Origin of the sequence: Endozoicomonas sp. Mp262 (assembly GCF_025643335.1) — a bacterium.
Classification (GTDB): Bacteria; Pseudomonadota; Gammaproteobacteria; order Pseudomonadales; family Endozoicomonadaceae; genus Endonucleibacter.
Map to the genome: position 1 here is coordinate 2984977 of NZ_CP092489.1, position 25404 is coordinate 3010380.

Consider the following 25404-nt stretch of genomic DNA (forward strand, 5'->3'; position numbering starts at 1 on the left):
AGCCTCGAGGCAGGTTTTGTAAAAATCGGCAGGTGCCATAGCGATTGGTATAATGCCTGCCGTTCGCGGTAGACTACCCAGCTTTTTACTAACCCTACTTTCAGGCACTTTAATGTCATCATCGCTCAATATTTCCATGGCCCAGCTTAACCTAATGGTGGGTGATATTGATGGTAATACCTTAAAAGTCATAGATGCCGCAGAATCTGCAAGGGATAATCAGGCGGCCGACTTAATTGTTTTTCCAGAATTAACATTGTGTGGCTACCCCCCGGAAGATTTGTTACTAAGACCAAGCCTTATGCTTCGGATTGAGCAGGCCGTTACCCGGCTTAAAGATGTCCGTGGTATTGACCTGGTTATTGGTTTGCCGGTTATGGGAGATCATGGCCTTGAAAATCAGGCAGTGGTGTTAAGGGATGGAGAAATTATTTGTTGTTATAGCAAAAAACACTTGCCAAATTATCAGGTCTTTGATGAAAAGCGTTATTTTACCCCTGGCTCAGCCTTTGGTTTGTTTGAATGCAAGGGGGTAAAAGTAGCCCTTGGTATCTGCGAAGACTTATGGTTCTCCGGACCTGCAATGGCGGCTAAAGAAGCCGGTGCAGAACTGATTGTGAGTCTTAATGCATCCCCGTTTCACCGTGACAAGCAACAGCTGAGACGGGATATTATCCGCGAACGATGCACTGAAACCGGGCTTCCCATTATCTATGTGAACCTGCACGGTGGCCAGGATGAACTGGTTTTTGATGGTGGCTCATTTGCCCTGAATAGTGATGGGGACGTTGCCGTTGCAGCAGACTACTTTAAGGAAGGTTTGTACCCTGTTCAGTTCGATAAAGCACGGGGCGCTTTTGTAAAAAGCGAAGTCCGGCCATGTCCTGATCTGCATGCCAGGGTGTATCAGGCATTGGTAACGGGTGTTCGTGACTATGTGAACAAAAATGGCTTTAAAGGAATAGTGCTTGGCCTGTCAGGCGGGATTGATTCAGCCTTGACCCTGGCTGTTGCTACGGACGCTCTGGGTAAGGAGCGTGTTGAGGCAGTGATGATGCCCTACCGCTATACCTCCAATATGAGCCTGGAAGATGCCGAGGAAGAGGCGAACTTACTGGATGTTGACTATAAGGTGCTGCCCATTGAACCGATGTTTGATGCCTTTATGGGAACGCTAAGTAACGAGTTTCAGGGTCTTGGCCGTGATACCACGGAAGAGAACCTGCAAGCCCGGTGTCGGGGTGTATTGCTGATGGCCATTTCCAACAAGAAAGGCTATCTGGTGCTGACTACAGGCAATAAGAGTGAGATGGCCGTGGGCTATGCCACTCTGTACGGTGATATGGCCGGAGGTTTCGATGTTCTTAAGGATGTACCCAAAACTCTGATTTTTGAACTGTGTGAATACAGAAACCGTCTTGGCTATGTAATACCCCAGCGCGTTATTGACCGTCCTCCTTCAGCTGAGCTGGCACCCGACCAGGTGGATGAAGATAGCCTTCCACCTTATGGGCAGCTGGATCGAATGCTTGAGATGTATATTGAGCAGGATTGCAGTGCCGAAGCCATTATTGCGGAAGGATTTGACCGGGAAACCGTGTACCGGGTTCTGCGGCTGGTTGATATTAATGAATATAAGCGTCGACAGGCACCTATAGGGGTAAGGATAACGCCAAGGGGCTTTGGCCGGGATAGACGGTATCCTGTGACCAACGGCTGGCGTCCTGGCCTTTGATTAGCTTTATATTGTATTGAAGGAGGGCAATCGGGATCAGCCAGGGTTGCACCGCCAATGAATCTGGCTACTTCCCATTTGCCCACCCTTCAGGTCTTCCCTGGAAATATTTGTATTTAGCCTTACCTGATTGTGCTTCAGTCAGACCTGATAGAAACAGAAAGCTCGGCCATTGTTGCCCCTTTGGATGAGGCCAGCCATTACCGGAAAGCCCTGAAGCTTTACCCCCAAGTCACTGTTGATGACAAGGACTGGCTGGTATTAATCCCCCAGATGGCGGCTGTTTCAAAAAAACAGCTTGGCGAATATGTGGCTTCTGCACAGGATTCAAGGGATCTGCTGATCAATTCCATTGATGCTCTCTTTGTAGGATTCTGAAGGCTGACTGTAGTTAATGGAAAGCAATAACAAATATAGCGCCTTCAGTGGGCTTGAGTTTTTCACACTCTGGTTGCAGCAGTTCTAAGGGGACTCTGGAAAGACGCAATGATTCTTTCCTCTTTTCTCTTACCTACACCCCCTGGACAACACCAGATAGTTCTGGTGATAAATTTTCAGGCTCTCATGCAGGTGTTCCAGGGTGCTACTATTATCGACAACATCATCAGCATAACCCAGCCGGTGTTCCCGGGTGGACTGACTTCGGATGATTTTGAGGGCCTGGGCTTCTGTCATGGTATCCCTTGCCATTGAGCGTTCCAGTTGAATGGCTTCGGACGTGTCAACCACCAGTACTCTATCAGCTAATTCATGCTGTGATGTTTCAACAAGCAGTGGTGAAACCAGAATGACATAAGGGGACTGGGCTTCTGCCAGCTGTTTTTCAAGAAGCCGGTTAATCATTGGATGCAGTAGTTTTTCCAGCCACTCTTTTTCTGCGATGTCATTAAAGATAATCTCTCTCAGTTTCCGGCGATTCAGTGTTTTGTCGGGTAGCAGCAGGGTATCGCCAAAGCGCAGGGCTATGGCATCCAGGGCGGGCTGTCCGGGTTCAACAACCATTCTGGCAGCGATATCTGCGTCAATAATAGCAATGCCCTGACGGGCAAAATAATCGGTTACAGCCGTTTTTCCACTGCCAATACCGCCCGTAATACCGATAACCAATGGCTTATTCACTGGAATGTTCATTAAATTCCCATCATTTGAACATAGGTCTGGATAATCTGATCTCCCCCCATTAAGGCAATCAATCCAGCCAGGGCGAGATAGGGACCAAAGGGTATAGGATTTGAGCGCTGGTGTAACTTCAGCGCAATCAAAATCAGGGCGATAGCCGTACCTGCTAACGACGAAAGCAGAATGATCATTGGCAGCATACTCCAGCCAAGCCAGGCACCCAGGGCGGCCAGTAGTTTAAAGTCACCGTAGCCCATGCCCTCCTTTCCTGTTACCAGTTTAAATAGCCAGTATACAGACCACAGGGATAGATAGCCTGCCACCGCACCCCAAAGGGCCTCATGGAGGGAAACCGCAGTATCAAAACTGTTAACTATCAGCCCCGCCCAAATCAGGGGCAGGGTAATGGCATCAGGCAATAGCTTGGTATCAAAGTCAATCATGGCCAGCGCCAGCAGGCTCCAGGCAAAAAGGCAGTAGGCCAGTGCTTCCGCAGAAAAACCAAACTTCCAGCAAATGGTCAGTGTCAGTAAAGCAGTAATAAGTTCAATAGCCGGGTAGCGTATTGAAATACGGGTTTTACAGGAAGAACAGCGACCTTTGAGCAGGAGGTAACTGATAATGGGAATATTTTCCCAGGGCCGAATTTTATGATGACACTGGGGACAGTGTGAAGAGGGAATAGCCAGGTTATAAGGGGCAGAGTCCTCCTCTTCACAGTCCGGGAAAAGAGTGATTTTACTTTCCTTGTGCCACTGCTTTTCCAGCATAATGGGAAGCCGGTGAATCACAACATTAAGAAAACTGCCAACGATCAGGCCCACAACAATGGAAAATAAAAAAAACAGATAAAAAGGCTGGTGCCCCAGCAAGTCAGGCAGCGTCATAGAAGGAGGCTCGTTTCAAGAAAATTAATTGATACCAGCATACCTTTTTTCTCACGATCTATGGAGTATTCAGGTATCAGGTCTTTTATCCTGAATGGAGGTGGCAGTGTGTTTACGTGCCATAAATGTGTTTAACAACCTGGTCTTTATCAAAAATACTGATATTTAAGCCTTCCCTGGAAAGTTTCCACAGCCAGTCAGTAAAAGTGGAGCGGTTTCCTCAAGGCCAGGAATGGCAAGCCTAAGCCTTTTGGATTGTTTCAATGTTATAGAGTCAATAGGTGAGGCAAGCGGCATTAAGCAGGCCAGCTGAAAGGGAGACCGTTCCCAGCCAAATGCCCGTTGCCATTTCGTTGTTGGCGATACACTCGGAAATTTTTGGAAAAAAAAGCCGTAAACCAAAGAAGGCGAAGAGTTGTATGGCCAGGGCAACCGTTCCCCAGATTAACATGTCCACTATATCGATAGAGTGAGTAATAACACTGGCCAGTGGAAATACAAAGCCAAGTAAACTTCCCGAGAAAGCAATGGATGCCGCTGATTTATTGTCTTTTATCAGGGCTATTTCGTCATGGGGGGTAATGCGGGTATAAATAAAAGCATAAGCGCTGGTGAGCGCCAGGGCGATAAAAAAATAGGCAATAAAAAGAGGGAAGCCAGCTATATAATGGGTGACAGGCAGCATATTGACTCTCAGTTACCAAAAGAGGGAGTTTGTTGAACAAAATAGCTCATAACCCTTCAGTTATGAAGGTTATTTCAATAGCTGGGCCAAACCGCGCGCAGTCAGAGAATTGTAATTTGATAGAGCTGTGATGGGCGCAGTTTAGGCTGGAGACTTTTGTTTCGCTTTAAGGCGCTCAAGAACAGCATGGGCATCTGAACTGTCTTTGGTAATTCCGGCAGCTTTGAGTTTACTCTGTAAATCAGCTTCCACTGTATCTCCGGCTATTTCACTGGCGGCTTCCATTTGAGCAGCTCGTTCAGCCTGGCGGCGTTTAATGCGCTCAAGGGAATCTGTGGCTGTGGCCATTTTTGAATTTACACCACTGTGCCTTGCCGCACAGGATTCCTGAGCTTTTTGCACGGATTCAGTGGCTTTTACCGTGTCAACTTGCTGCTTCAGACGACGGAGGTTTGATTCAGATTCAGCGATAGCTTTTTTTAAGCAGCTAACACTTTCGGCAAAGCTTTTTTCCAGTTCCTGGTCTGAGCCTAGCTGAGTTTCATAGTCTGCAATTTTACCAGCTACTTCTTTTGCCAGCGCTTTATTACCTTGCTCCAGTGCCTTGATGGCATAGGCTTCGTATTCTGCTATTTTATCCTGAAGTTCAGTGCATTTATGGGTAGCCAGTTTGTGCTTTGCCATAATGCTGGCCAGCTGGGTTTTGGAGTGTTGCAGTTGGTCGCTGGCCTCACGGATTTCCTGGTCGAGAATACGAAGCGCGTTATTATCGGCAATAGCCTCACCCACTTCGTTAGTTGCACCTTTTAGGGCGGTAATGACTTTGCTCCAGATCTTCATTTCATTTCCTTATCACTTCAAGGCATGGACTGGTGTCATCTATTAACCGGATTTTGGCGTTGTTATCGGTGAACAGTGGATAACTTTCCATGGCTTGAGAGAGAGTGTTTATTATCCCGGTTTGATGTTTATTCAATACAGCTGAGAGGTCTTTTGTTATTGATTCTACAACATGCATACGTAATGGCTACTCTGGATCTCGCAGGAAATCGCTGTTTTTCAAGCAAGATCCAGATATTTTTCTTTACCTCCCCATTTTCTCGTATTCTACTGCGAAACAGGCGTTGAAAGCTCCCTGGAATGATGAACTTCTGAAATGGTATTGTAGGGTTGCATTGACTGGGGCAGATCAGATGAGGCGTCGAGAATATTTTCTACCTCAGCCGTAACCGGTGTGTTTCCGGTAATCAGATGATTGAGTGTGCCGGTTTCTTTATCAACCAGCCCTACTTCCTGTAGCAACGCGTCGACAACAGGAGCATTGGCACGGTAATTCAAAGCAGCTGTGGTAACCTGCTCAGCCAGTGATCCATTGCCTGCGGATTGTCCACTGCCGTTGGCAGCATGGCCATTACTGGCACCGTAACCCTGGAGTATTTTAATACCCTCAATATTTTCCAGAGGCTTAACAGCATTGGCAACAATCTCCGGCAGGCTTTTTAGGATAGCCAGGGATTTTTTCAGTTCAATCTGCTCTTTGCTAAGGGTATTTTCTGCTTCATAGAGCGCTTTCTTACCAGCGGCTTCAACAGCAAATACCGTTTCATCGGCCTCTGCCTTTAGTTTTTTTGCGTCAGCATCGGCTTTTGCCTCTATCAAGACCGCCTCTGCCTGATCCTCGGCGGCACTTTTTTCTGCCTCTGCCTGAACGGTAACACTGACGGCTACTTTTTCGGCTTCAGTTTTGGCGTTGATCACTTCAATGTCTTTGCGTCGGTTTGCTTCCGCAATCTGCCGGGTAGTAATGACGGCCTCTTCCTTTTCCACTTTTTCTTTTTCTGCACCAGCAGCCCGTGCCTGAGCGGCGGATTCTTCCTCGGACTTAATGGCAATGGCAATTTTCTTTTCCTGGGCAGCCACCTCGATATCCCGTTGTTGCTGGATTTTGGCCTCTTCCAGAATTTTACGCTTTTCTATTTCACGGGACTCAATTTCCCTGGCTTTTTCGATTTCTGCCAGTTCTATTGCCCGCTCTTTGGCTATTTCTGCCTCTCGCTCTTCCTGGGCACGTTGTTCACGGGTTTTGGCAATTTCTGCCTTTTGTTCAGCCCGAGTAAATTCAAGAACCTGCTCCTGTGCCAGGCGGGCTTCTTCTTCATCTTTTTTTATATCCAGGGATTGACGCTCAGCCATTAAGTTGCGACGTTCAATTTGAATGCGGTTTTCCTGCTCAATATCATTGGTTTCTTTACGTTTCTCTTCGATAATCTTGGTAAGGCGGGCCCGGCCTTCGGCATCGAAGGCATTATTATCATTAAAGAATTCCAGGTCTGTCTGGTCAAAGCCTGTGAGGGAAACGGATTCCAGTTCAAGGCCATTTTTCTCAAGATCATTGGCCACGTTTTGTTGTACCTTCTGGACAAAGTCAGCCCGCTGTTCATGCATTTCTGTCATGGTCATTTCAGCGGCAACGGAACGCAGTACATCGACAAACTTGGATTCCATCAGCTGCTTTAATTCTTCAACCACCAGAGTACGCCGCCCCAGTGTCTGTGCAGCCATGGATATACCCTCGATGGTATGGGCAACCCGCAGGTAAAAGTCTGCCCTCACATCAACCCGCATCCGGTCTTTTGTAATCAAGGCGTCCTTACGGATTTTTTCCACTTCTATTCGCAGGGTTTTCATACTGACAGGGATGGTTTCATGCAACACAGGGAGGCAGATACAGCCACCATCCTTTATTACTCTCTCCCCTCCGAGACCTGTTCTTACAAAGGCTACTTCTTTGGTGGCCCTGATATAGAGTTTGGTAAAAATTAAGCCAATGGTGATGAGAGCGATCAGGGCAAATGCACTGATGCTGATAATGTAGGTTAAACCGGATTCTGCCATGGTTCTGCCCTGTTGGTTTTATATATTGTGGAATTTGATAGCGGTCCAAAAACCCTGTTGCTGTTCTATAAGTACAACATCGTCGCCTTGCCTGAAGGACTCTTCTTCCGAGCAGGGCATCACCATGATGTAATGCTTCTTGTGATACTCATCAGTGAGTACCGCTTCAGCGGGGTTATTGAGTGTTGCAGTACCTAAGGTGATGGACGCGATTTTCCCGGAAAAACTGGTGCTGGAAACGGCAAGGCTTTCATTTTGACTTAATATTCCCGACAAACGAGAACCTGTTGTTCTTATAACCAATACACTGGCCATCAAGGCAATACAGTGATTGACCAGTGCGGGCAGAGGCTGATTCATTAAAGTAAGGACAAGATAGTTGCTGCTATATCCGCTGATAGAAAAAACTGTCAGAAAAATAATGAGCCAGATGATAAAGGGTAACTTATTGGTTAATCCACTCCAGCAAAGAGTCTTCTATATAGTCTTGGGGTAAGCGCTCCTGTTCCAGGCGATTTTGTTGGGGTTGTCCCTTGTTTAATTGATTAAACAGGCTTATTTCGTCTGCGGTGAGGTTATCAGGTAGCGTTGGTACCGGATTTTCTTCATAGGACATTCTGTCTGAAAACTGGTTGAGGGTGTTCCAGTCCATCATAAGTGGACGTAAGTGGGGTTGATAGTTACGTGCATCGCTTAAAATGGCAAGCCCCCAGGTGTCAATATCACCCCAATAGCCAATATGCCTGCTGGATAACCAGGAAGTGCTCATCCATGAAATATTTTTTCCGCCACCCACCACTGCCACTGTATTGGGGAGATCCGGCAGACTATAACCTGACTGCTCATTTTCAATAACCACAATATGAGTGCCCGGCAGTGGTGTTTCTTTTAACGCATTGGTGGTCATTTTTAGCTCGGAAAGCCCCATCATCTGCCGCTTGGTTTTAGGGCAAAGCGGTCGGACTATCAGCCAGCCTTTCGGTTTTTCCTTGCATCCAAGCCATTGGCTCAGACCATATCGGGCATTCCTGATGGGGGTATCAGGGTGTATCACCTGAAGCAAGTCACTGATTAATGGTTCATTGTTTTCAATGAATTTTGTGTCAACGCCCTTAACCGGCAAAGCTCGGAGGTACAGTCCTGAACCCATATTTTTTTTAAGCTGGGGTAATAGATTGGCAAGGGGTTCAATATCGCTTTTGGGCAGTTTTTCCAGACCGGGCAAATTTCTGATAACTGTTTCATACAGGCGTGAGTCAACCTGGAGAAAACGACAGATCAGTGTTTCCCACTGTTTGCTTTTAACCGTGGCTTCCTGTCCAAGGGCTTCAAACAGGTCCTGGAGTGAATGCAGCTCAAGGGCAACCGGTATTCGCTGTCGCCCTATCTGGTGGTAATGCCTTTCCTGCCACTGCACCTGTGCGGCAGGTTTCCACTCCCGCCATTGACGGATATAGTCATAAAAGTGTGAAAGGTTGCTTAAAGCCTGTTCACCTGTAGGCGCTCGCAGGGATACCCGAACCGGTAGCGGACGTTTGCCCAGCAGTCGATCCCGCAAGCGATCCCAGCGATTCCACTCCCTTTGCCGAAGCCGCTCAATGGCGGTCTCGATAGTCAGTCCCCAGTTCATGATGACAGGCCGGTCAGCGGTTCAATCTCGATGTTTAGTGCCTGGGCCTGTTTTTTAAGGTTGTCAGTATTGTGCAGCCTTTTATCCACTTCTTCCCAGGTGATTTCACACAGGTGGCTCTCATGCTTATTGGGGTCACGCTCCATTATCAGCAATGATCTGGCGGATTCCCGGGCCAGGTTCAGGTTTTTGTAGGGAGTAATCAGATTGATATGAATGTGTAGCTCCCGAAAGACCTTTAATACACGACGACTCACAGACTCGGCGGTATTGGAAAATGCTTCATCTAAAAATACAGTACTGTAGATGGGCTTATCATAACCGTCCGGTGTTAGCACATAAGCGAGACTGGCAGCGACGATAGTGCCTGCAAAAGACTCTTTTTCCCCTCCGGATTTACCCGTTGACGACGCCAGAACATCAATGACCTCATGGCTGGCGTTATCAATTTCTTCTGCATAAAAAGTCAGCTGGTATCTTGAATCCAGCAGCCTCAGGCTTTCCAGGTTATTGGCAGTGGTAACGGCAGTGGCCTTATCCAGAATTTCTATAATATTTTTCAGATTGAGGAAGCGGGCTTCATGATTATCACTGGTGGCTTGCTGAAGAATTACCCTGAGCTGCTTTTTGAACTGCCTGACATGCTCAAACTCCTCTCGTTTGGTGCCCAGTCGCAGGTGAGTCCCTTTCTTGAACTCAGTGCGAACCAGTACCTGGTTGATCACGCCGATGCGGTCTTCAATTTCCTCTCTTTCAGCGAGCATTTTCTGGCTGATTGCTGCCAGGGACTGGGTGGCATGGCGGTTTAGACGCTCCCTGAAACGCTCAACCAGAGCGGGTAAGCCCTCATTATCCAGCTTTTCAAGATAGTCAATATAATCGGGCAGGCCATCAATGCCGGTTAACCAGTCTGCTGTGACATGGCTCCAATCTGTTCTAAATGCCACCATGATACCCACGGCGCTGTTGGATGCCCTTTCAGAAGCCTTGGATGCCTGGTCTTTTTCCTTATTGATGTCGTTTTGGTGTTCTTCCTGAAGACCTATGGAATTTTCCAGGTCATCATCCACCAGTTCGCCAATCCGTTCCAATAGCAAGGTTCTAACGGAATCTTCTAACCCTTCAGAGGCAGATTTTGCGGCTTTTTCCCGGGCATGGGCGGCGTCTTTTTTCTGGCTTTTCAGTACCGCATGGTTATTACTGGTTTCCTGCCTTTTAGTCTGAACCTGAATCAACTGCCGTTTGGCTTCCTCCCATCGATGGTGTGCCTGCTCAAGGCTGCCACCGGATTGTTGCAGGAAGTCCAACTCCTGCTGGCATTGGCTAACGCGATTCTGCCAGTAAGGTACGTTGATTTCTTCCCAGGAGAAACACCTCAATTTTTCCCATAATTGCGCCTGTTTCCGGGCCTGATCCATGGATGCCCTGGTGTTTTCTACAGTCTTCAAGCACTGTTTGATTTGCGCTTCCTGTTTTTTTAAATCCTGTTGCAGGAGGCTGAGGCGATCCTTGTTGGAAAAACCCAGTTGCCAGAAGCGTCGGTCATCAATTTTTTTCTGGTCTTTTTTTTCAAAACGTCCTTTATCCAGGTGAACCAGTCCCTGAAGGGTCATTGAAAAAGGCGTTTGATCGAGAATTTTGGTGCTTTCCACACAGTGCAGATCGTAACGGGCCAGGTGGTGTTTCAACCATTCCCGGTAGGGGTGTTCCCGCCATGTCAGTTTTTTCAGGTAACCGTCCGGTTTAAATGCTGCCATGCCAGAGATGCTACGAACCACCTGAACCCGGACATGTAACCCGGTATGGCGCTGGTTTAACCATTGGGTCACCTGTGAAAAATGGCTTTCCGGTACGGCTAGAGTGGTACGTAAACCTCCCAGTGCCCGCTCTATGGCACCTTGCCAGGGTTTGTGCTCTTGGTGGACATCAATGAGCTCACCAATAAACATGAGGTGTGACTTGGAAAGGTTCAGGGACGCTGAGAGTTCATCCCTCAGTTGCTGGTATTTCGGATTGATATTCGAATCAGGACGTGCGCTGATTTCCGCAATCTCTTGGGCAAGGGCCTTGCCTGCATCCCCGGCATTGGCATAGAGGGCTGATGCCTGGGCGAAAGCATCCTGCCATCTTCGGTTTTCCGCTTCCAGGTTTTCACAACGACTGTCAATGATGACGGAATTTTTTTCAAAAGAACCTTTATCAAGCCGGGCATTCAGGCTAAGGGATTTTGCTGTATTCTGGTAGTCCCTGGCTCTTGCATTAATATCTGACAGTTTACCCTTATGCCCTTCAAGCTCTTTTTTCAGGGCATCGATTCTGTCACCACCGGCCTGGATATAATCTTTATAACGGCTTTCCACCAGGGATTGGGCATCATGCTCATTCCGTAAAAGGGTTTCCAGTTCCTGTTCACAGTCAGCTATCTGGTCACTGAGTTTTTCCATCCGTGCTGTCCAGAGACGGTGGCGGTGCTCACCAAACCAGACCGGGAGACCAGAGAGTTGTGCTGATAACTGCTTGATCTGATGTTGGGCAGAGGACAGCTTTTTAGCCAACTCCGGGAGCGGCGCCAATCGATCCCGCTGTGAGCGAGCCGTTTCAAGCTCTTTATGAATGGCCACAAGATCGTCGAATTCAGCTACGGCTTTTCGGGCATTCTCCTGAACTTTGCTGGGTTCCAGCACCAGCTTTCGGATCAGATCCGTCAGGTCATCAATTTTTTTCAGTCCCAGTGCCCGGGACAGAAGTGCCGGGGCATTACGGTTATCCATTCGCAGCAGGCGGCGGTAGGTTTCCTGATACTCATTAAAGCGGTCATCACAGAGTGTAACCAGAGGATCGGTTCGAAGTTGCTGTTTCAGTACCCGCATATTGCCTTTGCCAAACCCTTTTAGCAGCTCTTCCAGGGTGACGTTTCGCTTGCCCACCAGATACAGTCGGTTGAGATCCTTCAGGGCGTTGGAGGGCTGGGACATCCAGAAAAGTGCAGCCAGTGTGATTTCTGACTGATCGTCACCGCGGTATAGCGCCCTTAGGCCAGAGATAACGGCGCCTGGACGTTTATTCAGGGTATTGGTTTGGCCGCCATCGTGTTCCGTGCCATAGCTTCCCCGGATATAGGAAATCAGGTTACGGTCAGAGCGGTCTCCCTGGGCGGCAGCGACATTGAAACTGGCTTTGCCTGCCGGCAGCAACAGGGCCATCAGGCCGTCAATGAACGTGGACTTTCCTGAACCGTTATCACCAGTGATGAGTGTACCGTCCGGGTCAATTTTGCCAGTATGCAATTCATGAAACGAACCCCAGTTATAGACAGATATTTCCGCCAGGCGAATCTGGCCTGTACTGAACAGTTGGTCATAGGTTGTTTCATGACTGGGACAGGAGGGCATTAATACCTTAGTCATTATTAACTCCCTCTTCACTGAAGCTTTGCTGGCTGTTGTTTTGTATTTGCCCTGACATGGTTGTGTAACTATCCAGCATTTTATGAAGGAAGTCGGCATTAACTACGTAGCGAATAACCGGTGTAATCTCAAAACGCTCGCTGTCCTTTGACCCGGAAATAATCTTTCGTTGTCGCACTTTTTCCAGTGCGCCATTAAGATTTCTCCGATCACTGCGGCTACTGTTAGTTAACGGCAGGAAAGGGGTCAGCAGTGATTCAATCTGTTCCGTATCAATAAAGACCTGTTGTTCCCCTGACTTTTCCCGATCCTGGTAATACCTGCGCAGTACCAGTAACAGCAGTGTGTCGTAAAGGGTCAGGGTTCGTCTACTGATCAGGGATACGGGTTCATCCTCCTCATGCTCGATGTCCTCGCTCTCCTGCTCTTGAAGAAGGGCGATCCCGTATTGGGGATCCAGCATCATTTTCAGATACATATTCGCCAGATGATCCTGAATCAAGGCCTGGTGGCGGCAAAGGCAATTAAATAGCCTTGAATGATTTTTTGACGTAATAACCCCCTGGCGCATTAGACGAATCATGGCTCTGCGAGCTTCTGGAACCAGGCGATCTGCTGAGGCAGGAGCTTCATCCGGTTGTTTACCTGATTCAACACTGGAATCATCAGATGCTTCTGCAATGGGGAAGTCGTTTTCCTGTGTGGATGCGGAGGTGTCCAGGTCTTTTGTTATAGGGTGTTTGTGCTGGTTTTCAGCATAAATTTGCTGATCGAAGAGTGTTGATGCCTGATGGGAAGTATTGCTCACAGGGTTAACTCCTCAAGATGGTGCGGGAATTGGTCTGATGACAGGAGGTAGCAGGGAATAGTCGCCTGAAGCATTTCACCGTCCCTGCCATAAATGATTACCATCTCCTTATTTTCCAATACCGTGGCATTGATGGCCTGGGCAACCCGGAGGTAGGCAACCAGTTCCTCCAGGCCTTCGTAGACGGGCAGGTGCTGAATTACACCAGAGAGGGTCAGGGGACTATGCCGGGTTAGCAGTTGTCGTATTTTTTGTGCAACTTCGGTGACTTTAACACTTTGAAGGTAATGCAGAATACTATCACCGGGAATTGAATGGTTTTCCTGTACCCTTACCTGGCTGGTGTCCAGGGATTCTTCCGGAGCCTTTAGCTTCAGGCTGTCCAGCGAAAAAACCTTGGCTGAGCCACTATTTATACATAACCCGCTATCAATTTTCAGGCTGACACCTTCTTCCCGAAGTGCCAGTGCCATTTTTTCCAGCTGTTCAAGCAGTTTATTAACCGCACGATTTTCCAGATGGGCACCGCTTTCGATATAACTCCGAAGGCTTTCTTCTGTACGCTTTCGAACCCGGAAGACATGGTCGCTTTCATGGGTCAATTCCTTTATCAACCGGTCCAGGTATCGGGCTTGCTGTGGGGTGAGATGGGACGCTGCCGGTCTGCTCAATACCGAACGAAGCTGCTCCCTGAATTCCATACTGCGGTCAGGGTTACATAAAAGCTGAAAAAAACCATCAAAAGCCCTGCCGGCATCTGACTCTGCCAGCACATTTTCACCTTCCAGTAGCGATTTTAATATATCGCCACGGTGATGATCAGATTCAATCATTTGCACTCTAAGTTGCTGCTCCAGAGTGCGGATTTCATCTTCGACACGACGAAAGTCGCCGGTTAAAACGGAAGCCAGTTGGTAGACTTCTTTAATGCGCTCCCGCTGCTCGTGCTTGGGCAACTCGTAAACGACTCCGGCTTTAAGGGCCTCAATTTCTGTTTCCAGCTGAGCCTTTCTGGCTTCCAGAACGGTTATGCGTTCTTTGGGATCAGGACTTAATGCGACGGCAAGATCCCTTACTGCATCCTGGACAATGCGCAGGTGGGAAGCGGTGGCATTGCTTTCCCTTTCATTCAGGCCCTTTGCAAATCTCAGGGCCATTTCACAGGCGTCAGTGCGCGTGAGCTGATCATTGAGCTCCCGCAGCCAGCCTTCATTCATCCAGCTTCTCAGATAGGTAGCAGCCCGGACATCCCCTTCCAGCAGGTCGATTTCTCTCAGGCGAGCCAGCTCTGTCTCAAGGGCAATACAGGCGCGTCCAAAAGGCACTTCATTGGTTTCCTGAAAAATATCTGCGATAAAAGCAAGAATCAGTGCCGAGTTACTGGCCCGAAGCAGCTTCCATGTCTTGTGTTCCTGCTGCTGCCGGTGAAACCGGGCGTAGTGTTCCTGGAAACTCATAACCTACCTGATATCGTTATTTTGATGGTTATTATACTGTCATTATCAAACAGCCTTCCGGGTGCTGCCTTTTTCCGGAAAGGCCTGTTTTAACAATGGGCTAAAGTATAATTGAGTTACAGTAAGCCAGAAAGTTCAACTTCCACCTATGCTCGACTGGAAAGTCTATGCGGCGCAAAGAGGTCTATCCTGAAGGTGAAATCAAAAAAGCCCCAGGCAAGATTATGGTACATTATAGGTATTTTTTTTTAGTCTTTTTGGTACCTGAATCCGTGAGTTCACTGTAGCCCAACTCCTCTGGATCAACCACAAAACGTAAGTTCCAAGTTAAAATGCACCCACTCTAATTTTCACCACCTGGGTGCATTTTTGTGAAACTGAAAATTGAACAATCACAGACGGAATTTTATACACCGGTCGCAGGGCTTTATTTCGTTGGTCATGCACTCAACAAAAAGACAGCGTTAAGCAAATCCCTGCGCAAAATAAAAAAAAGGCACCGTATCACTCATATCGACCTGATCAGAGCTTACTGCGGCCAACTGGCTCAGGGTAAAAGTGATTTTGATAATGTTGATAATAACCGGGATAACGACTGGTTCCGGTTGGCAATGGGCATTAAACAAATGCCTTCAGCCAGCCGCTTAAGACAGCGTTTCAATGAAGATGCCGCCCAACTGATTCCTTTCATCGAGGACAGCCTTACCGATGTCCTGGTTAATCTTCAGGTGCCCGTCACACCCCTTCCGAAAAAACTCGATAAGAAGCAGCACATACCACTGGATATCGACGTATTCCCTATGGATAACAGCAATACCAAAAAGGAGGGGGTCGAGTACACGTATAAAAAATTCTTTGGTTATGCCCCTATTGCCGCTTACTTTGGCTGCGAAGGCTGGTGCCTGGGATGTGAATTACGCCCAGGCTCTCAGCACTCCCAGAATGATTTTATTGGCTTTTTACAAGCAGTGCTGCACCGCAGCCGACGTTTGACCCGAGCGCCTATTCTGGTTCGCCTTGATAGTGGCCACGATGCTGAGGAATCGCGCCGGGAAATCGCCGGGTTCAAAGGTGTGAATCACATTATCAAGCTCAACCCAAGAAAGTATCACACCAAGGAACACTGGCTCCCCATTTTTGAAGAAAAGCAAGTCAAATGGGAGGAGTCGCGTCCAGGAAAGAGTTATGCGACACTCTCAACCGTCTATGAAACCAACTATGGTAACCAGCGTCTGATTATTCGCATTATCAAGCGTACCACTGATACTGTAGGGCAGAGATTTCTGACACCCGATTATGAGCTGGAAGGATGGTGGACAACACTCAGCGAAGCTGACTACAGCGATGATCAGATCATTAATCTTTATGAGGATCATGCGACCAGCGAGCAGTTTCACAGTGAGTTGAAGACTGATATGGATTTAGAGCGCCTGCCTTCAGGCAAGTTTGACACCAACGACCTGGTGATGTGTTTGGGTGCACTGGTCTATAACATTCTGCGCTACATGGGGCAGAGTTGCTTGCTCGGGCCAGATGCGCCGGTACGTCATAAAGCCAAACGACGCCGGTTAAAAACCGTGATACAGGAACTCATCTACCTGGCTGCCCGTCTTCTGAAAAAAGGACATCAATACCGGCTACGCTTTGGTCGTTACTGTCCTGGTTTCAGGTCTTTCCATCAATTAATAAGCCAGCATGCACTTTGTTGATTGAATAGCGAGATAGAAAAAAATGCCATAAATGAGAAAGTACTGTATTGATAACGGTAGGGCTTCTTTCAACCTGTCTTCAAGTTTGATGATATTTTGATCAGCATTTATGCTTAAAAACGACATAAAAACACTTCAATCAATAACCCGAGTTATTTTCAAAGGAAAAAATTAATCAGCACATTTTCAAAACTGCCGGGCAAATCAAGAAATCACGGATTCAGGTGGTATTGATTGCTTTTAAATTAATGGCAGGTGATCTGGATGGTATCAAAAATGAAATAGGTGTCTATAGGGATGATTGTGTTTGTTATAGATTGTGGCATGAGAAGGTAATGTTGCCTGTCGTTTATGTTATGCCTAGAGAGCAGTATGCAGTAGTCTATCAAAGCAAAGATCTGTCGGTAGAGCAATTATTTGATATATTCAATAGAAAAGTAAATCCATATTACATCATCGAAAAAAAGGGTGAAAAAAACATTTATTTCGCTGATACAGCAGCGCATATAGACTGTAAGCGAAGAAATGAACCTTCTGTAGATCGTTTTCAGTTGGTTGTATTGCTAAGGAAAATATCTGAGCTGGTTGAAATTAATGAGCACACTAGATGTCAGCTGGTACTAACAAATGGCATATGTAAGGATTATCAGGGTGTTTTTTATAGTCGTGAGCATAAAAAATTCGGGATAGATATGATGGATAAAGCGGGGATTTTACTGCCAAGATTTAAAGAAGATTATCAACAAGTCATGCTTTTTAATGAGGGTGGAGGTCAAGAATTTATTCCTGATGGAATAGTTGAGGTTTCCTATATCTCAATAGTTGAAAGGCAGACTCCTTTTTTGGGGCCCAAAAAATTTTTTCCAAAAGGTTTTTTTAGTGCGCCTGAAACTGAAGTGAGTTTGAAAGTGAAAAGACAAGTACTTCTTCTTCGAGCGAAGAAATATAAAGATTATTTTTGATATCCAACTTCAGTCATAAAGCTATATTTCTAATGTGGTGTAATTTTAAGTTTTCATTTCTTCGGCTGAAAATTATTCTTCCATTGTTAATTTCAGGTTTTTTTTTGTCAAATAACGCCTATTGCTTTACATAAAACAGGCAAATTGTTTTCATTTACCCAGACTGATTATATAATTGAGAATAAATCTCATTTACATTTTTCTTCGCTTCAGGCTTTTATATTGGCTGCGTTTTTACCTACCTGCGTTATAGAGCTGCTATATCAATAATACCTACATTTATAGGGGGCTATTCCAGAGGTGTTGAGCATTTCTGAGGGGTTTTATTGCCATCGAGCTATTGAGGGCAGTTCATTTTTAAACGGCCTCTTATACCAATTGCTGCCTGCAAGCATATGAAATACAGGTGTTGTCGTTTTGAGCAAGCAAGCAGTAGCAGTTGCCATAATGGTATTGGTGGCTCCAGGGGCTTTTGCGGGTAAACCGGATAAGCAAGAGAAAATGGATAAAGTGCAACAGGATGTAATTCTTCTGCAAACGGTATCCGTGATTGCCAATGAAGTTGAGGCTTCCAATGTGGGAGCCTCCACCCTCAGCCATGACCAGATTGAAACCCGCCAGGCCAGCTCGGTTCAGGAATTGCTGGATACCCTGCCTGCTACCTCCCTGGTTGGCAGTCCACGAGCCGGAGGCCAGACCATCAACATCCAGGGCTTTGGCAGTATGGATGTTGAGCATGTCCAGCTTAAGCTGGATGGTGCACCCAAACAGTTCAGGAAGTATCAGCAGGGCTCCCTTTTTCTGGAGCCTGAACTATTGAAATCCGTAGACGTTGGTAAGGGGCCACATTCCAGCATGAATGGCAATGGCGGCTTTGGCGGTGTGGTTAATATGAAAACCAAGGATGCCAAAGATCTATTGAAGCCAGGGCAGGTGGTGGGAGGAATGGTAAAAACCGGTTTCCACTCTAATAACCATCTTGAACTGTATTCAGGCACTGTATATGCCGGAGATAAGGATAATCCCTTTGATGTCCTGGTAAATATTACCAAGCGTCGGGCAGGGAATATGAAGGAAGGCGATGGCAATACCTTTAACTACTCCGGAATGAACTTTCTGTCGGGGCTGGCTAAAGTGGGATATGATTTTGGCAATGGCCACGAAATAAGCCTGACCCATATTTCTGGCCGGGATGCCAGCCGGGTTCCCTGGGCGGCGAAGGCTGGGTTATTTGATGGGTATGCAGTGGATGAACTCTATCGGAAAACCGTCTGGCGTGAGACTGACGACACCAATACAATTTTTAAACACCAGTTTACCAGCCCTTCTGTTGAGTGGTTGAATACTGACCTGACATTATCCTACGTCGATACCAAGCAGCATGATACCCGTCCTGAAGAAGCCAGTAAGTACTCAGGGTCAAATATGGGCAATGAAAACTGGACGCACTATAAAACCCTGTTTGCAGAGTTGAAAAATAACCAGTTAATAGAAACGAGTCTGCTGGCACATGATCTGACCTACGGCGTTCAATACCTTCAGGGCAAGCAGGACACCTTGATGCTTGACCTTCAGCCCACTCATGTTAAAAGCGGAGAATATAACCATGGCCTTTATCAGCCCTGGTATATGCCATCGGGTAAACAGACAACAATGTCTGTATTTTTTCAGGACGAAGTGAGCTGGAATGATCTGACCATAACACCATCATTACGTTACGATCATGTTGTCAATCAGGGTGTTGAAAATCTGGCTCCCCGTTTTAATAATCCGGCAGCTGGCCATGATTACAGTCAGAAAAGCTATAGCGACCTGAGTTCGACATAAGGAACTGATTTTATATAGCATAGCTACCACGCTGATTAGGGGTGGAGTAGTGCTGTGCTGACCAAGGTATTTTGCAGGGTAGACGATTTTTGCAAGCAATTTGAACCAAAGCTAAACCAGTATCTGATCGAGCATTGTGGCCGCAAGCGCATTCGTAAACAGTCTCTATCAATCAGCGAAGTGGCAACGATCGTCATCCTATTTCATGCTAAAGGCTATCGTTGTCTGAAGCACTTCTATATTAATCATGTCTGTAAATACTGGCATAAGCACTTTCACGGGCTAGTCAGCTACAATCGGTTTGTTGAGCTGATGCCACAAGCGCTTATGGTACTCTCAGCTTTCTTGCAGACACGATATGGCAAGGTGTCTGGCATTTCTTATATAGATTCAACCGGCATCGCTGTCTGTGAAAAAAGTCGGGCTCTGCGCCATAAAGTGTTTAAAGATGAAGCAGGCTGGGGTAAGTCTTCTACACACTGGTATTACGGCTTTAAGCTTCACCTGATTATCAATGATACCGGTGAGTTGCTGGCGGTTAAGTGTACATCAGGTAATACCGATGATCGTGCTGTTCTTGAAGATATGTGCTGCCACTTGTTTGGTAAGCTGTTCGGCGACAAAGGCTATATATCCAAGGCCAAAGCCCAGCTTTTAAAAGAAAAATACGATGTTGACCTGATTACGACGCGCAGGAAAAACATGAAACCTCAGAACCTGCCTGCTTTTGATAAAGTACTGCTGAGAGGGCGTGCAATCATTGAGACGGTCAACGATCAGTTGAAAAATATCTCTCAGATAGAGCACACCCGCCACCGCTCAAAGTTCAATTTTATGGTGAACTTGCTGGCAGGGCTTATAGCCTATACGTTTCAAAAAAAGAAGCCTTCTCTGAGCATTCAGCATACGGGGCTGGTTGAGTTGGTTGCTTAACCGTTATGTCGAACTCAGGTCAAGTGGAGGATAATATAGGTCGGCGTCTTGGTGAGTACTACGAGGATTATGCCGGGCAAAACCAGTATGCGAATAAGAAAGGATATAATATTCGGGGTATTGAGGCTGAGTTATATTATGACTCACCGCGTATTTTTGCCAATTTCAATTTTTCCATCATGACCAGCAAATATAATGGTACACCACGGGATCCAAATGGCCCTGATGTGCCGGTTAATGAGGTACCTCCCGCTGAGGTAAATATGGGGATAGGCTATAAGTTGCATGAATACAATATGCGCTTTGGCTGGCAGGGCAAGTATGTCCATAAAACCGGTAGTACTGCAGAAGATATCGATCCTGATGCCCATTTTTATACTCTTTATAAGCCTACATCCAGCTATCCCGGATATTTCATAAAGCAGCAGGCTGTCCATTCAATTTTGACTTTTCTGTGGGGGCTGCTGTTTTATCACTCTGTGACTAAAGGTCTTCAGGCTCCGACTACACCAATCTGAACATTTAACGATCAATTCTGCTTTTTTAGGCCGAATGAATACTCCAAACGTCTCTCATCTGGTTATTATTTAGGCGGGCTAAGCGTTGTGGAGGCTGCTACCCAGGCCGAGGCAACGGCATTTGATAAAATATCTCTGTTACATGCTGCAAAAGCTTCTTGAATGGGCAGCTGCTGGGTAGGTGCAGTTTGATCCGATCCTTGTACTCAACCACCTTAACCGCTACTTTGCAGAGTTTTGTGATTACCGTTGATGGCTGGGCTTTCTCCAGTTCCGTTCCTTTCAAAGCCTTGGTTCTCAGCTCGTAATGCAGAACGTAAGCCGCACAGGCATAAAACAGTCTCAAGTGATTGGCCAGAAAGGTCTGGTCTGACAGTCTGTCACCGGACAGATCACTTTTCAGGTGCTTAATGAAATTCTCATCCTGCCCTCTTGGGCAGTACAGATCCTCATAAATCACCTCTGGGGAAGCCTCTTTGATTGAGGTGACAATAAAGCGGGGATTGTCGCCTTTCTCGTTAACCTCTGCCTTATAGATTATCCGGGTATCGAGCCCTTTCCAGCTTTTAGCCTGATACTCGGCCTCACCGTACAGCCTGAGTCGTTCTGGCTCAGGCATATCGTTCAACTTGGCTAAGGCTGTTTTAACCTTGAAAGCTCGACGAGCCTCATCTAGCAACTCTTTGGCTTTAGGGCGTAAGGCCGTCTTGTGACCGGCACCTTTACCCAGCACATAATCAGCATGAGTATTAGCCTGAACAACATGCATTAACTCAGGTTGAGCAAAGTGGCTATCCCCGCGCACCAGCAAATGGGTTTTTGGCCACCGTTTACGGATAAGCTTGATGACACGCTTGATAATAGCGGCATTTTCCCTGCCTGTTGGCGTTTTGCCTGGACGGAGGATGGCAGTAATCAGCTTGCCACTGAGACCTTCAAAAATCAGCAAAGGCAGATAACAGTAGTCCTGATATTTGGCATTAAACAAATTCATTTGCTGCGATCCGTGGGTAATGGCCGGTGTGTGATCAAGATCGATCACGATAGCCATAGGTGGCAAGTCATAACTGGCGATAAAATGATGCACAAATGCTTCAGCCATTTGATAGATATCTTTGCGCCGCATGGACTTCCCGAGCCGTGTGTAGGTGGGAGATGAAGCCAGGTGGTTATCATCATCCAAAGGGTTTCGTCCGGTAGCCAGCTTTAACATGGGGTCTTTACGGAGGCGGTTGCTGTCGTTGGCATCCTCATAACCGCAAGCCATTTGCAAAATTCGCTGAACCAGGAGGTTTTGCAGAGAGTGGTCAATGTAGGATGGGTGACGCTTGTCATCAATGGCCTGGGTCAGTCTGGAAATAAGTCCGCTATGCAATATGGTTTCCCGTAACAGCAGAGCCCCAAAATCTGAAGATAACTCTCCACCATTGAAGTCCGCACGGATAGTTTTACCATTTGAAGGATGAAAGCGAAGCTGCTCTTGTGTAGATTGGGTCATGGCAAGTTCCGGTTTGCTTTTTCCGAAGCATTTTTTTGTCAATCCAATCGTACCAACAGATTGGACGGAACTTGCCTTTATTTATGAAATATCCGGGCTATATGATCAACCATCTATTCTGGGACTGGGAGCCAAAGGCTGTTAGTGGTCTGAAGCTTCAGCTTTTTGTTGAGAATCTGTTTGACAGAAGGTATAAGCCATACCTGAGCGAAGGTGTACCGGGAATAGGGCGTAACGTTAAGGTAACCGCCACTATGAAATTTTGATAGTGATATTATCTCGTTCCTGGGGTTTCCTGGGAATGTAGATTTCCCCTTGACGGTAGTAGTGCAGAACCAATAGGAAATATCCGTATGCATTCCCAGCGGGGAGAGGGTGTCGCGAAACTAAATCCAGCGTGCACAAAACGAGATTGATTCTCTTTTTTTTAACCACAAAGACACGGAGGCACAGAGTTTTTATATCTTTAAACTATAAATCTCCGTGCCTCCGTGTCTTTGTGGTTAATAAAAATGCCTTTTGCGACACCCTTGGGACAGTGCGAACGAAATGATGCAGGAAGCTGCTGTATCTCGTTGTTTTATAAAGTAAAACGCATGCTCTTCAGCAAAGCCCCGGGTAAGGTTTTGGCACCACGGCTTCTGCGAAAATAGCTGTCATTGTCCATTAATACCTCCTGTTCCCGGGTTAACGCTTCCAGGTTTTCACCCAGCATCTGATAAAGGCTGTCATCAAATCTCAGTGCGGTGATGGGAGCCTTTAACTGGCCATTCTCAACAAGAAAACAGGCAAAACGTGTCATACCCGTAATGCGGGCAGAATTGGCATCAGACCAGTTAAGATACCAAAGGTTACTGATAAAGAGTCCATCCTCCAAAGATTGCAAAACCTGGCTTTGAGGTAAATTGCCACTATCCAGAGCCAATGAATCAACCTGCTCCATAGTGGGCGCGCCATTATGTGGAATCCCATACTCCTTTTCCGTACGGGGGGATATCAACAGGTTTTCACTCATACCGCCATTCAGTAAGGGTAAATTTTCTGGCATCACAAACCCTTCTTCCTGAAAGCGAGGCGCATAGCCCGACTGCAAGTCCATGGTTATATTGATCATGGGATGAAGGTTCAGTTCCTTATCATGTAATCGACGCAAAGGGCTGGATTTATCCTGAACACCACAGGCACTGAAACTCATCAGGTTGATGATTTCTTTTAACGCGGTGGGTGTGAGATAGGCCCGGTAATGATCAGGTTTTAATGTCAGGGGCGGTGCTGCCAGCAGGGCAAGGTGGGTTCTTTGCTGCTCCAGCCGGGCCAGAAAGCTTTCTTGCTGCCACTGAGTGCCTGCCAACCGGTCTTTAACGGCTTTATCCGTGTGCAGATAAAGGCTGTAATCCAGGGTGTAATCCTTGGCTTCAAACCAGTTCCGCTGCCCCAGGGAGTTGGCAAACCCTGACCATTGTTCTCCACCCAGTAATATGCCAACAAAGTCGTCTTTTAGGCAGCTTCCGGTAACAGCCTGGCTAATGGCCATGACATCTATTGGTTCATGTGATGCCAGTTGCTCGGTATGCTGGATCTGTTCATTAAGCAGAAACAGGGGATCATCCGGCACGCTTTTCAGCCGATTCCGTAAGTCTTTAATGGCTGCTTTAAGTCGCTTTTTATCGTCGGCATGATTTTTCTTTAGCATCAACTGGTGGCTACTGTGCTTTTGGCCATTAGCCAGGGTTAGGGTGAGCTGGGTTTGATCAATGGTTCCCTGCTGGCGCATTTTTCCATGATTAAAGCGACAGAACCTGGTATTTTCCGCTTCCAGGCCAGCCAGCCAGATTTCTTGTCCTTGAATGGCTGTGTTAAGTGTTTCACACAATGATTCAAAGTAATCCCTCATCCTCCAAATACCTCCACATTGGCGAATACGCAGGCTGGTGATGCGTGTCCCACTTGAATAACCTGGTTGGGTTCGGCTTTACCACACCATGGGGAACCGAAGACTCCGACGGTTTCCTGGTTGCCAACAGCTGTTAAGTTGCGCCAGAAAGCGGAGGAAATACCTCGATAATTGGGGTTTTTTACCACAGTGGTAAGCTTACCGTTTTCTATTAACTGTCCCCATTCACAACCAAACTGGAATTTATTACGTGAATCATCAATGGACCAGGAGCGATTAGTTTCCATCAGTACTCCTGTTTCAATACCGGCAACCAGGTCATCAAAACTGGTTTCACCGGGCTCCACATTCAGGTTTGCCATACGGTCCAGAGGAGGGCGGTTCCAGTTCTGGGAACGACTACAGGCTACACCGGGGAGGCCAGCCCGGGCCTGTGACAGGTGACCACCCAGTACCCGTTTAAGCTGACCCTGCTCAATGAGCAACTGTTTTTCAGCAAGGCTTCCATCGTCATCGAATCCATAGCAGGCAAATTCCTGGGGCAAGCCAGGATCAAAGCTGACATTCAGTAGTTCTGAACCGTATTGGTATGAACCCACCATGTCAGGGGTCACAAAACTGGTTCCCGCATAATTGCGTTCATCACCCAGAATGCGATCCAGCTCCAGGGGATGTCCGATGGATTCATGGATTTGCAGCATCATCTGACTGGGCATTAACAATAAATCCCGCAAGTCTTCAGGACACTGCGGGGCCGCCAACAGTTGCAAGACCTGGTCAGCCAGCTGTTCAGCCTGTCCGTTGAAGATCTGTTGCAGAAGCTCCAGCCCTCCCTGCCGGGGACAACCTGCGGCAATAGCACCAGCCAGGTGACGGTGCTGTGCTTCCCCCCGGAAACCCGTGACAAAAAGGTCGGGATGGAGGGCATCCCGTACCTGATGAATTTCACCACCTTCGCTGGTGAGATACCAGGTTTCAGACTTAAGCCGCGAGAGACTGGCCCCCCAGTTTACAATATCATCGGAGGTTTTTAATTTGGCCGATTCGGCCAATAAACGATCAAGCTTGCTTTTTAGCGATTCACTTTCCCAGGGTTGGGCAACGGGGGACTGGTAACTCCCGGTTAAGTGAGGCATAGGGATCTGGCTAAAGTTAAAGACCGAATGCCGGGCACTGAGTTCAGCCCAGCGGCAAGCCTCATCAATGGCCCACCGGATACCTTCTTTATTAAGCTGGCTGGTAGCACCGTACCCCAGTCCGCCACGATGGATGACGCAAATCATCAGTCCCGGATTCTGCTCAGTACTGACGTTGTCCACACGGTTTTTTTTGACGGCTAAATATTCTTCATCCAGTTGCACTAACCTGAGAGAGCAGAACTCTATTCCAGGGGGCAGTTGCTGGAAAAAATCCTGTTTAAGTTTTTGCATAGGGTATCAC

20 protein-coding genes are annotated in these 25404 nt (G+C 47.1%); 7 read left to right on the plus strand and 13 right to left on the minus strand.

What is annotated here, in order from left to right:
• The first annotated feature begins 112 nt into the window (after positions 1 to 112).
• Together MJ595_RS13140 and MJ595_RS13145 are read left to right on the plus strand one after the other, a co-directional pair.
• Complete coding sequence (locus MJ595_RS13140) at positions 113 to 1735, plus strand: NAD+ synthase (RefSeq protein WP_263078369.1); 1623 nt, start codon at positions 113 to 115, stop codon at positions 1733 to 1735.
• Between the two features lie 132 nt (positions 1736 to 1867).
• Complete coding sequence (locus MJ595_RS13145) at positions 1868 to 2113, plus strand: CcdB family protein (RefSeq protein WP_263078370.1); 246 nt, start codon at positions 1868 to 1870, stop codon at positions 2111 to 2113.
• A 129-nt stretch (positions 2114 to 2242) separates the two neighbouring features.
• Here the strand turns inward: MJ595_RS13145 and coaE are convergent, their stop codons facing one another.
• The 10 genes from coaE to MJ595_RS13195 all read right to left on the minus strand — a co-directional run bounded on the left by coaE (position 2243) and on the right by MJ595_RS13195 (position 14623).
• Complete coding sequence (gene coaE, locus MJ595_RS13150) at positions 2243 to 2866, minus strand: dephospho-CoA kinase (protein ID WP_263078371.1); 624 nt, start codon at positions 2864 to 2866, stop codon at positions 2243 to 2245.
• Positions 2866 to 3741 carry an A24 family peptidase gene (locus MJ595_RS13155; RefSeq protein WP_263078372.1) on the minus strand — a complete coding sequence of 292 codons (876 nt, stop codon included), beginning with the start codon at positions 3739 to 3741 and terminating at the stop codon, positions 2866 to 2868. Before MJ595_RS13155 ends, coaE begins: the two co-directional genes overlap by 1 nt.
• A 274-nt stretch (positions 3742 to 4015) precedes the next feature.
• A complete protein-coding gene (locus MJ595_RS13160; protein WP_263078373.1) occupies positions 4016 to 4426 on the minus strand; it encodes a DUF350 domain-containing protein in 411 nt (136 codons plus the stop codon).
• Positions 4427 to 4567: 141 nt separating this feature from the next.
• A complete protein-coding gene (locus MJ595_RS13165; protein WP_263078374.1) occupies positions 4568 to 5266 on the minus strand; it encodes a PspA/IM30 family protein in 699 nt (232 codons plus the stop codon).
• Positions 5267 to 5533: 267 nt separating this feature from the next.
• Entirely contained in the window at positions 5534 to 7321 is a 1788-nt protein-coding gene (locus tag MJ595_RS13170; RefSeq protein WP_263078375.1) for an SPFH domain-containing protein, read from the minus strand.
• Between the two features lie 18 nt (positions 7322 to 7339).
• Positions 7340 to 7720 (minus strand): YqiJ family protein, encoded by a 381-nt coding sequence (locus MJ595_RS13175; protein WP_263322506.1) that lies wholly within the window; start codon positions 7718 to 7720, stop codon positions 7340 to 7342.
• Between the two features lie 46 nt (positions 7721 to 7766).
• Entirely contained in the window at positions 7767 to 8951 is a 1185-nt protein-coding gene (locus tag MJ595_RS13180) for a DUF3322 domain-containing protein (protein ID WP_263078376.1), read from the minus strand.
• Positions 8948 to 12358 carry a hypothetical protein gene (locus MJ595_RS13185; protein WP_263078377.1) on the minus strand — a complete coding sequence of 1137 codons (3411 nt, stop codon included), beginning with the start codon at positions 12356 to 12358 and terminating at the stop codon, positions 8948 to 8950. Before MJ595_RS13185 ends, MJ595_RS13180 begins: the two co-directional genes overlap by 4 nt.
• Positions 12351 to 13166: a DUF4194 domain-containing protein gene (locus MJ595_RS13190; protein WP_263078378.1), complete on the minus strand. Its 816-nt coding sequence runs from the start codon at positions 13164 to 13166 to the stop codon at positions 12351 to 12353. Before MJ595_RS13190 ends, MJ595_RS13185 begins: the two co-directional genes overlap by 8 nt.
• Entirely contained in the window at positions 13163 to 14623 is a 1461-nt protein-coding gene (locus MJ595_RS13195; protein ID WP_263078379.1) for a DUF3375 domain-containing protein, read from the minus strand. Before MJ595_RS13195 ends, MJ595_RS13190 begins: the two co-directional genes overlap by 4 nt.
• A 371-nt stretch (positions 14624 to 14994) precedes the next feature.
• On the opposite strand from MJ595_RS13195, the gene MJ595_RS13200 reads away from it, so the two are divergent.
• The 5 genes from MJ595_RS13200 (at position 14995) to MJ595_RS13220 (ending at position 20572) form a co-directional block, all read left to right on the plus strand.
• On the plus strand, positions 14995 to 16332 hold the full coding sequence (locus MJ595_RS13200) for an IS1380 family transposase (protein WP_263078015.1): 1338 nt from the start codon (positions 14995 to 14997) through the stop codon (positions 16330 to 16332).
• A 230-nt stretch (positions 16333 to 16562) separates the two neighbouring features.
• A complete protein-coding gene (locus MJ595_RS13205) occupies positions 16563 to 17294 on the plus strand; it encodes a hypothetical protein (protein WP_263078381.1) in 732 nt (243 codons plus the stop codon).
• 417 nt (positions 17295 to 17711) lie between these two features.
• Positions 17712 to 19121, plus strand: a complete 1410-nt coding sequence (locus MJ595_RS13210; protein ID WP_263078382.1) for a TonB-dependent receptor plug domain-containing protein — start codon at positions 17712 to 17714, stop codon at positions 19119 to 19121.
• Positions 19122 to 19175: 54 nt separating this feature from the next.
• Positions 19176 to 20054: an IS982 family transposase gene (locus MJ595_RS13215; RefSeq protein ID WP_263078216.1), complete on the plus strand. Its 879-nt coding sequence runs from the start codon at positions 19176 to 19178 to the stop codon at positions 20052 to 20054.
• A 5-nt stretch (positions 20055 to 20059) separates the two neighbouring features.
• Entirely contained in the window at positions 20060 to 20572 is a 513-nt protein-coding gene (locus MJ595_RS13220) for a TonB-dependent receptor (RefSeq protein WP_263078384.1), read from the plus strand.
• Positions 20573 to 20669: 97 nt separating this feature from the next.
• Here MJ595_RS13220 and MJ595_RS13225 read toward each other — a convergent pair whose 3' ends face one another.
• From MJ595_RS13225 to MJ595_RS13235, 3 genes are all read right to left on the minus strand, one after another.
• Positions 20670 to 22070 carry an IS1380 family transposase gene (locus tag MJ595_RS13225; RefSeq protein ID WP_263322433.1) on the minus strand — a complete coding sequence of 467 codons (1401 nt, stop codon included), beginning with the start codon at positions 22068 to 22070 and terminating at the stop codon, positions 20670 to 20672.
• Positions 22071 to 22650: 580 nt separating this feature from the next.
• A complete protein-coding gene (locus tag MJ595_RS13230) occupies positions 22651 to 23964 on the minus strand; it encodes a metallopeptidase TldD-related protein (RefSeq protein WP_263078386.1) in 1314 nt (437 codons plus the stop codon).
• Positions 23961 to 25394 (minus strand): TldD/PmbA family protein, encoded by a 1434-nt coding sequence (locus MJ595_RS13235; protein WP_263078387.1) that lies wholly within the window; start codon positions 25392 to 25394, stop codon positions 23961 to 23963. The genes MJ595_RS13230 and MJ595_RS13235 overlap by 4 nt, the downstream gene beginning before the upstream one ends.
• Between the last annotated feature and the right edge of the window lie 10 nt (positions 25395 to 25404).

Coding starts and splice junctions, on each gene's coding strand:
- MJ595_RS13140 (WP_263078369.1), top strand. CDS start 113: ATGTCATCATCGCTCAATATTTCCATGGCCCAGCTTAACCTAATGGTG.
- coaE (WP_263078371.1), bottom strand. CDS start 2,866: ATGAACATTCCAGTGAATAAGCCATTGGTTATCGGTATTACGGGCGGT.
- MJ595_RS13155 (WP_263078372.1), bottom strand. CDS start 3,741: ATGACGCTGCCTGACTTGCTGGGGCACCAGCCTTTTTATCTGTTTTTT.
- MJ595_RS13160 (WP_263078373.1), bottom strand. CDS start 4,426: ATGCTGCCTGTCACCCATTATATAGCTGGCTTCCCTCTTTTTATTGCC.
- MJ595_RS13165 (WP_263078374.1), bottom strand. CDS start 5,266: ATGAAGATCTGGAGCAAAGTCATTACCGCCCTAAAAGGTGCAACTAAC.
- MJ595_RS13170 (WP_263078375.1), bottom strand. CDS start 7,321: ATGGCAGAATCCGGTTTAACCTACATTATCAGCATCAGTGCATTTGCC.
- MJ595_RS13180 (WP_263078376.1), bottom strand. CDS start 8,951: ATGAACTGGGGACTGACTATCGAGACCGCCATTGAGCGGCTTCGGCAA.
- MJ595_RS13185 (WP_263078377.1), bottom strand. CDS start 12,358: ATGACTAAGGTATTAATGCCCTCCTGTCCCAGTCATGAAACAACCTAT.
- MJ595_RS13195 (WP_263078379.1), bottom strand. CDS start 14,623: ATGAGTTTCCAGGAACACTACGCCCGGTTTCACCGGCAGCAGCAGGAA.
- MJ595_RS13220 (WP_263078384.1), top strand. CDS start 20,060: ATGTCGAACTCAGGTCAAGTGGAGGATAATATAGGTCGGCGTCTTGGT.
- MJ595_RS13225 (WP_263322433.1), bottom strand. CDS start 22,070: ATGACCCAATCTACACAAGAGCAGCTTCGCTTTCATCCTTCAAATGGT.
- MJ595_RS13230 (WP_263078386.1), bottom strand. CDS start 23,964: ATGAGGGATTACTTTGAATCATTGTGTGAAACACTTAACACAGCCATT.
- MJ595_RS13235 (WP_263078387.1), bottom strand. CDS start 25,394: ATGCAAAAACTTAAACAGGATTTTTTCCAGCAACTGCCCCCTGGAATA.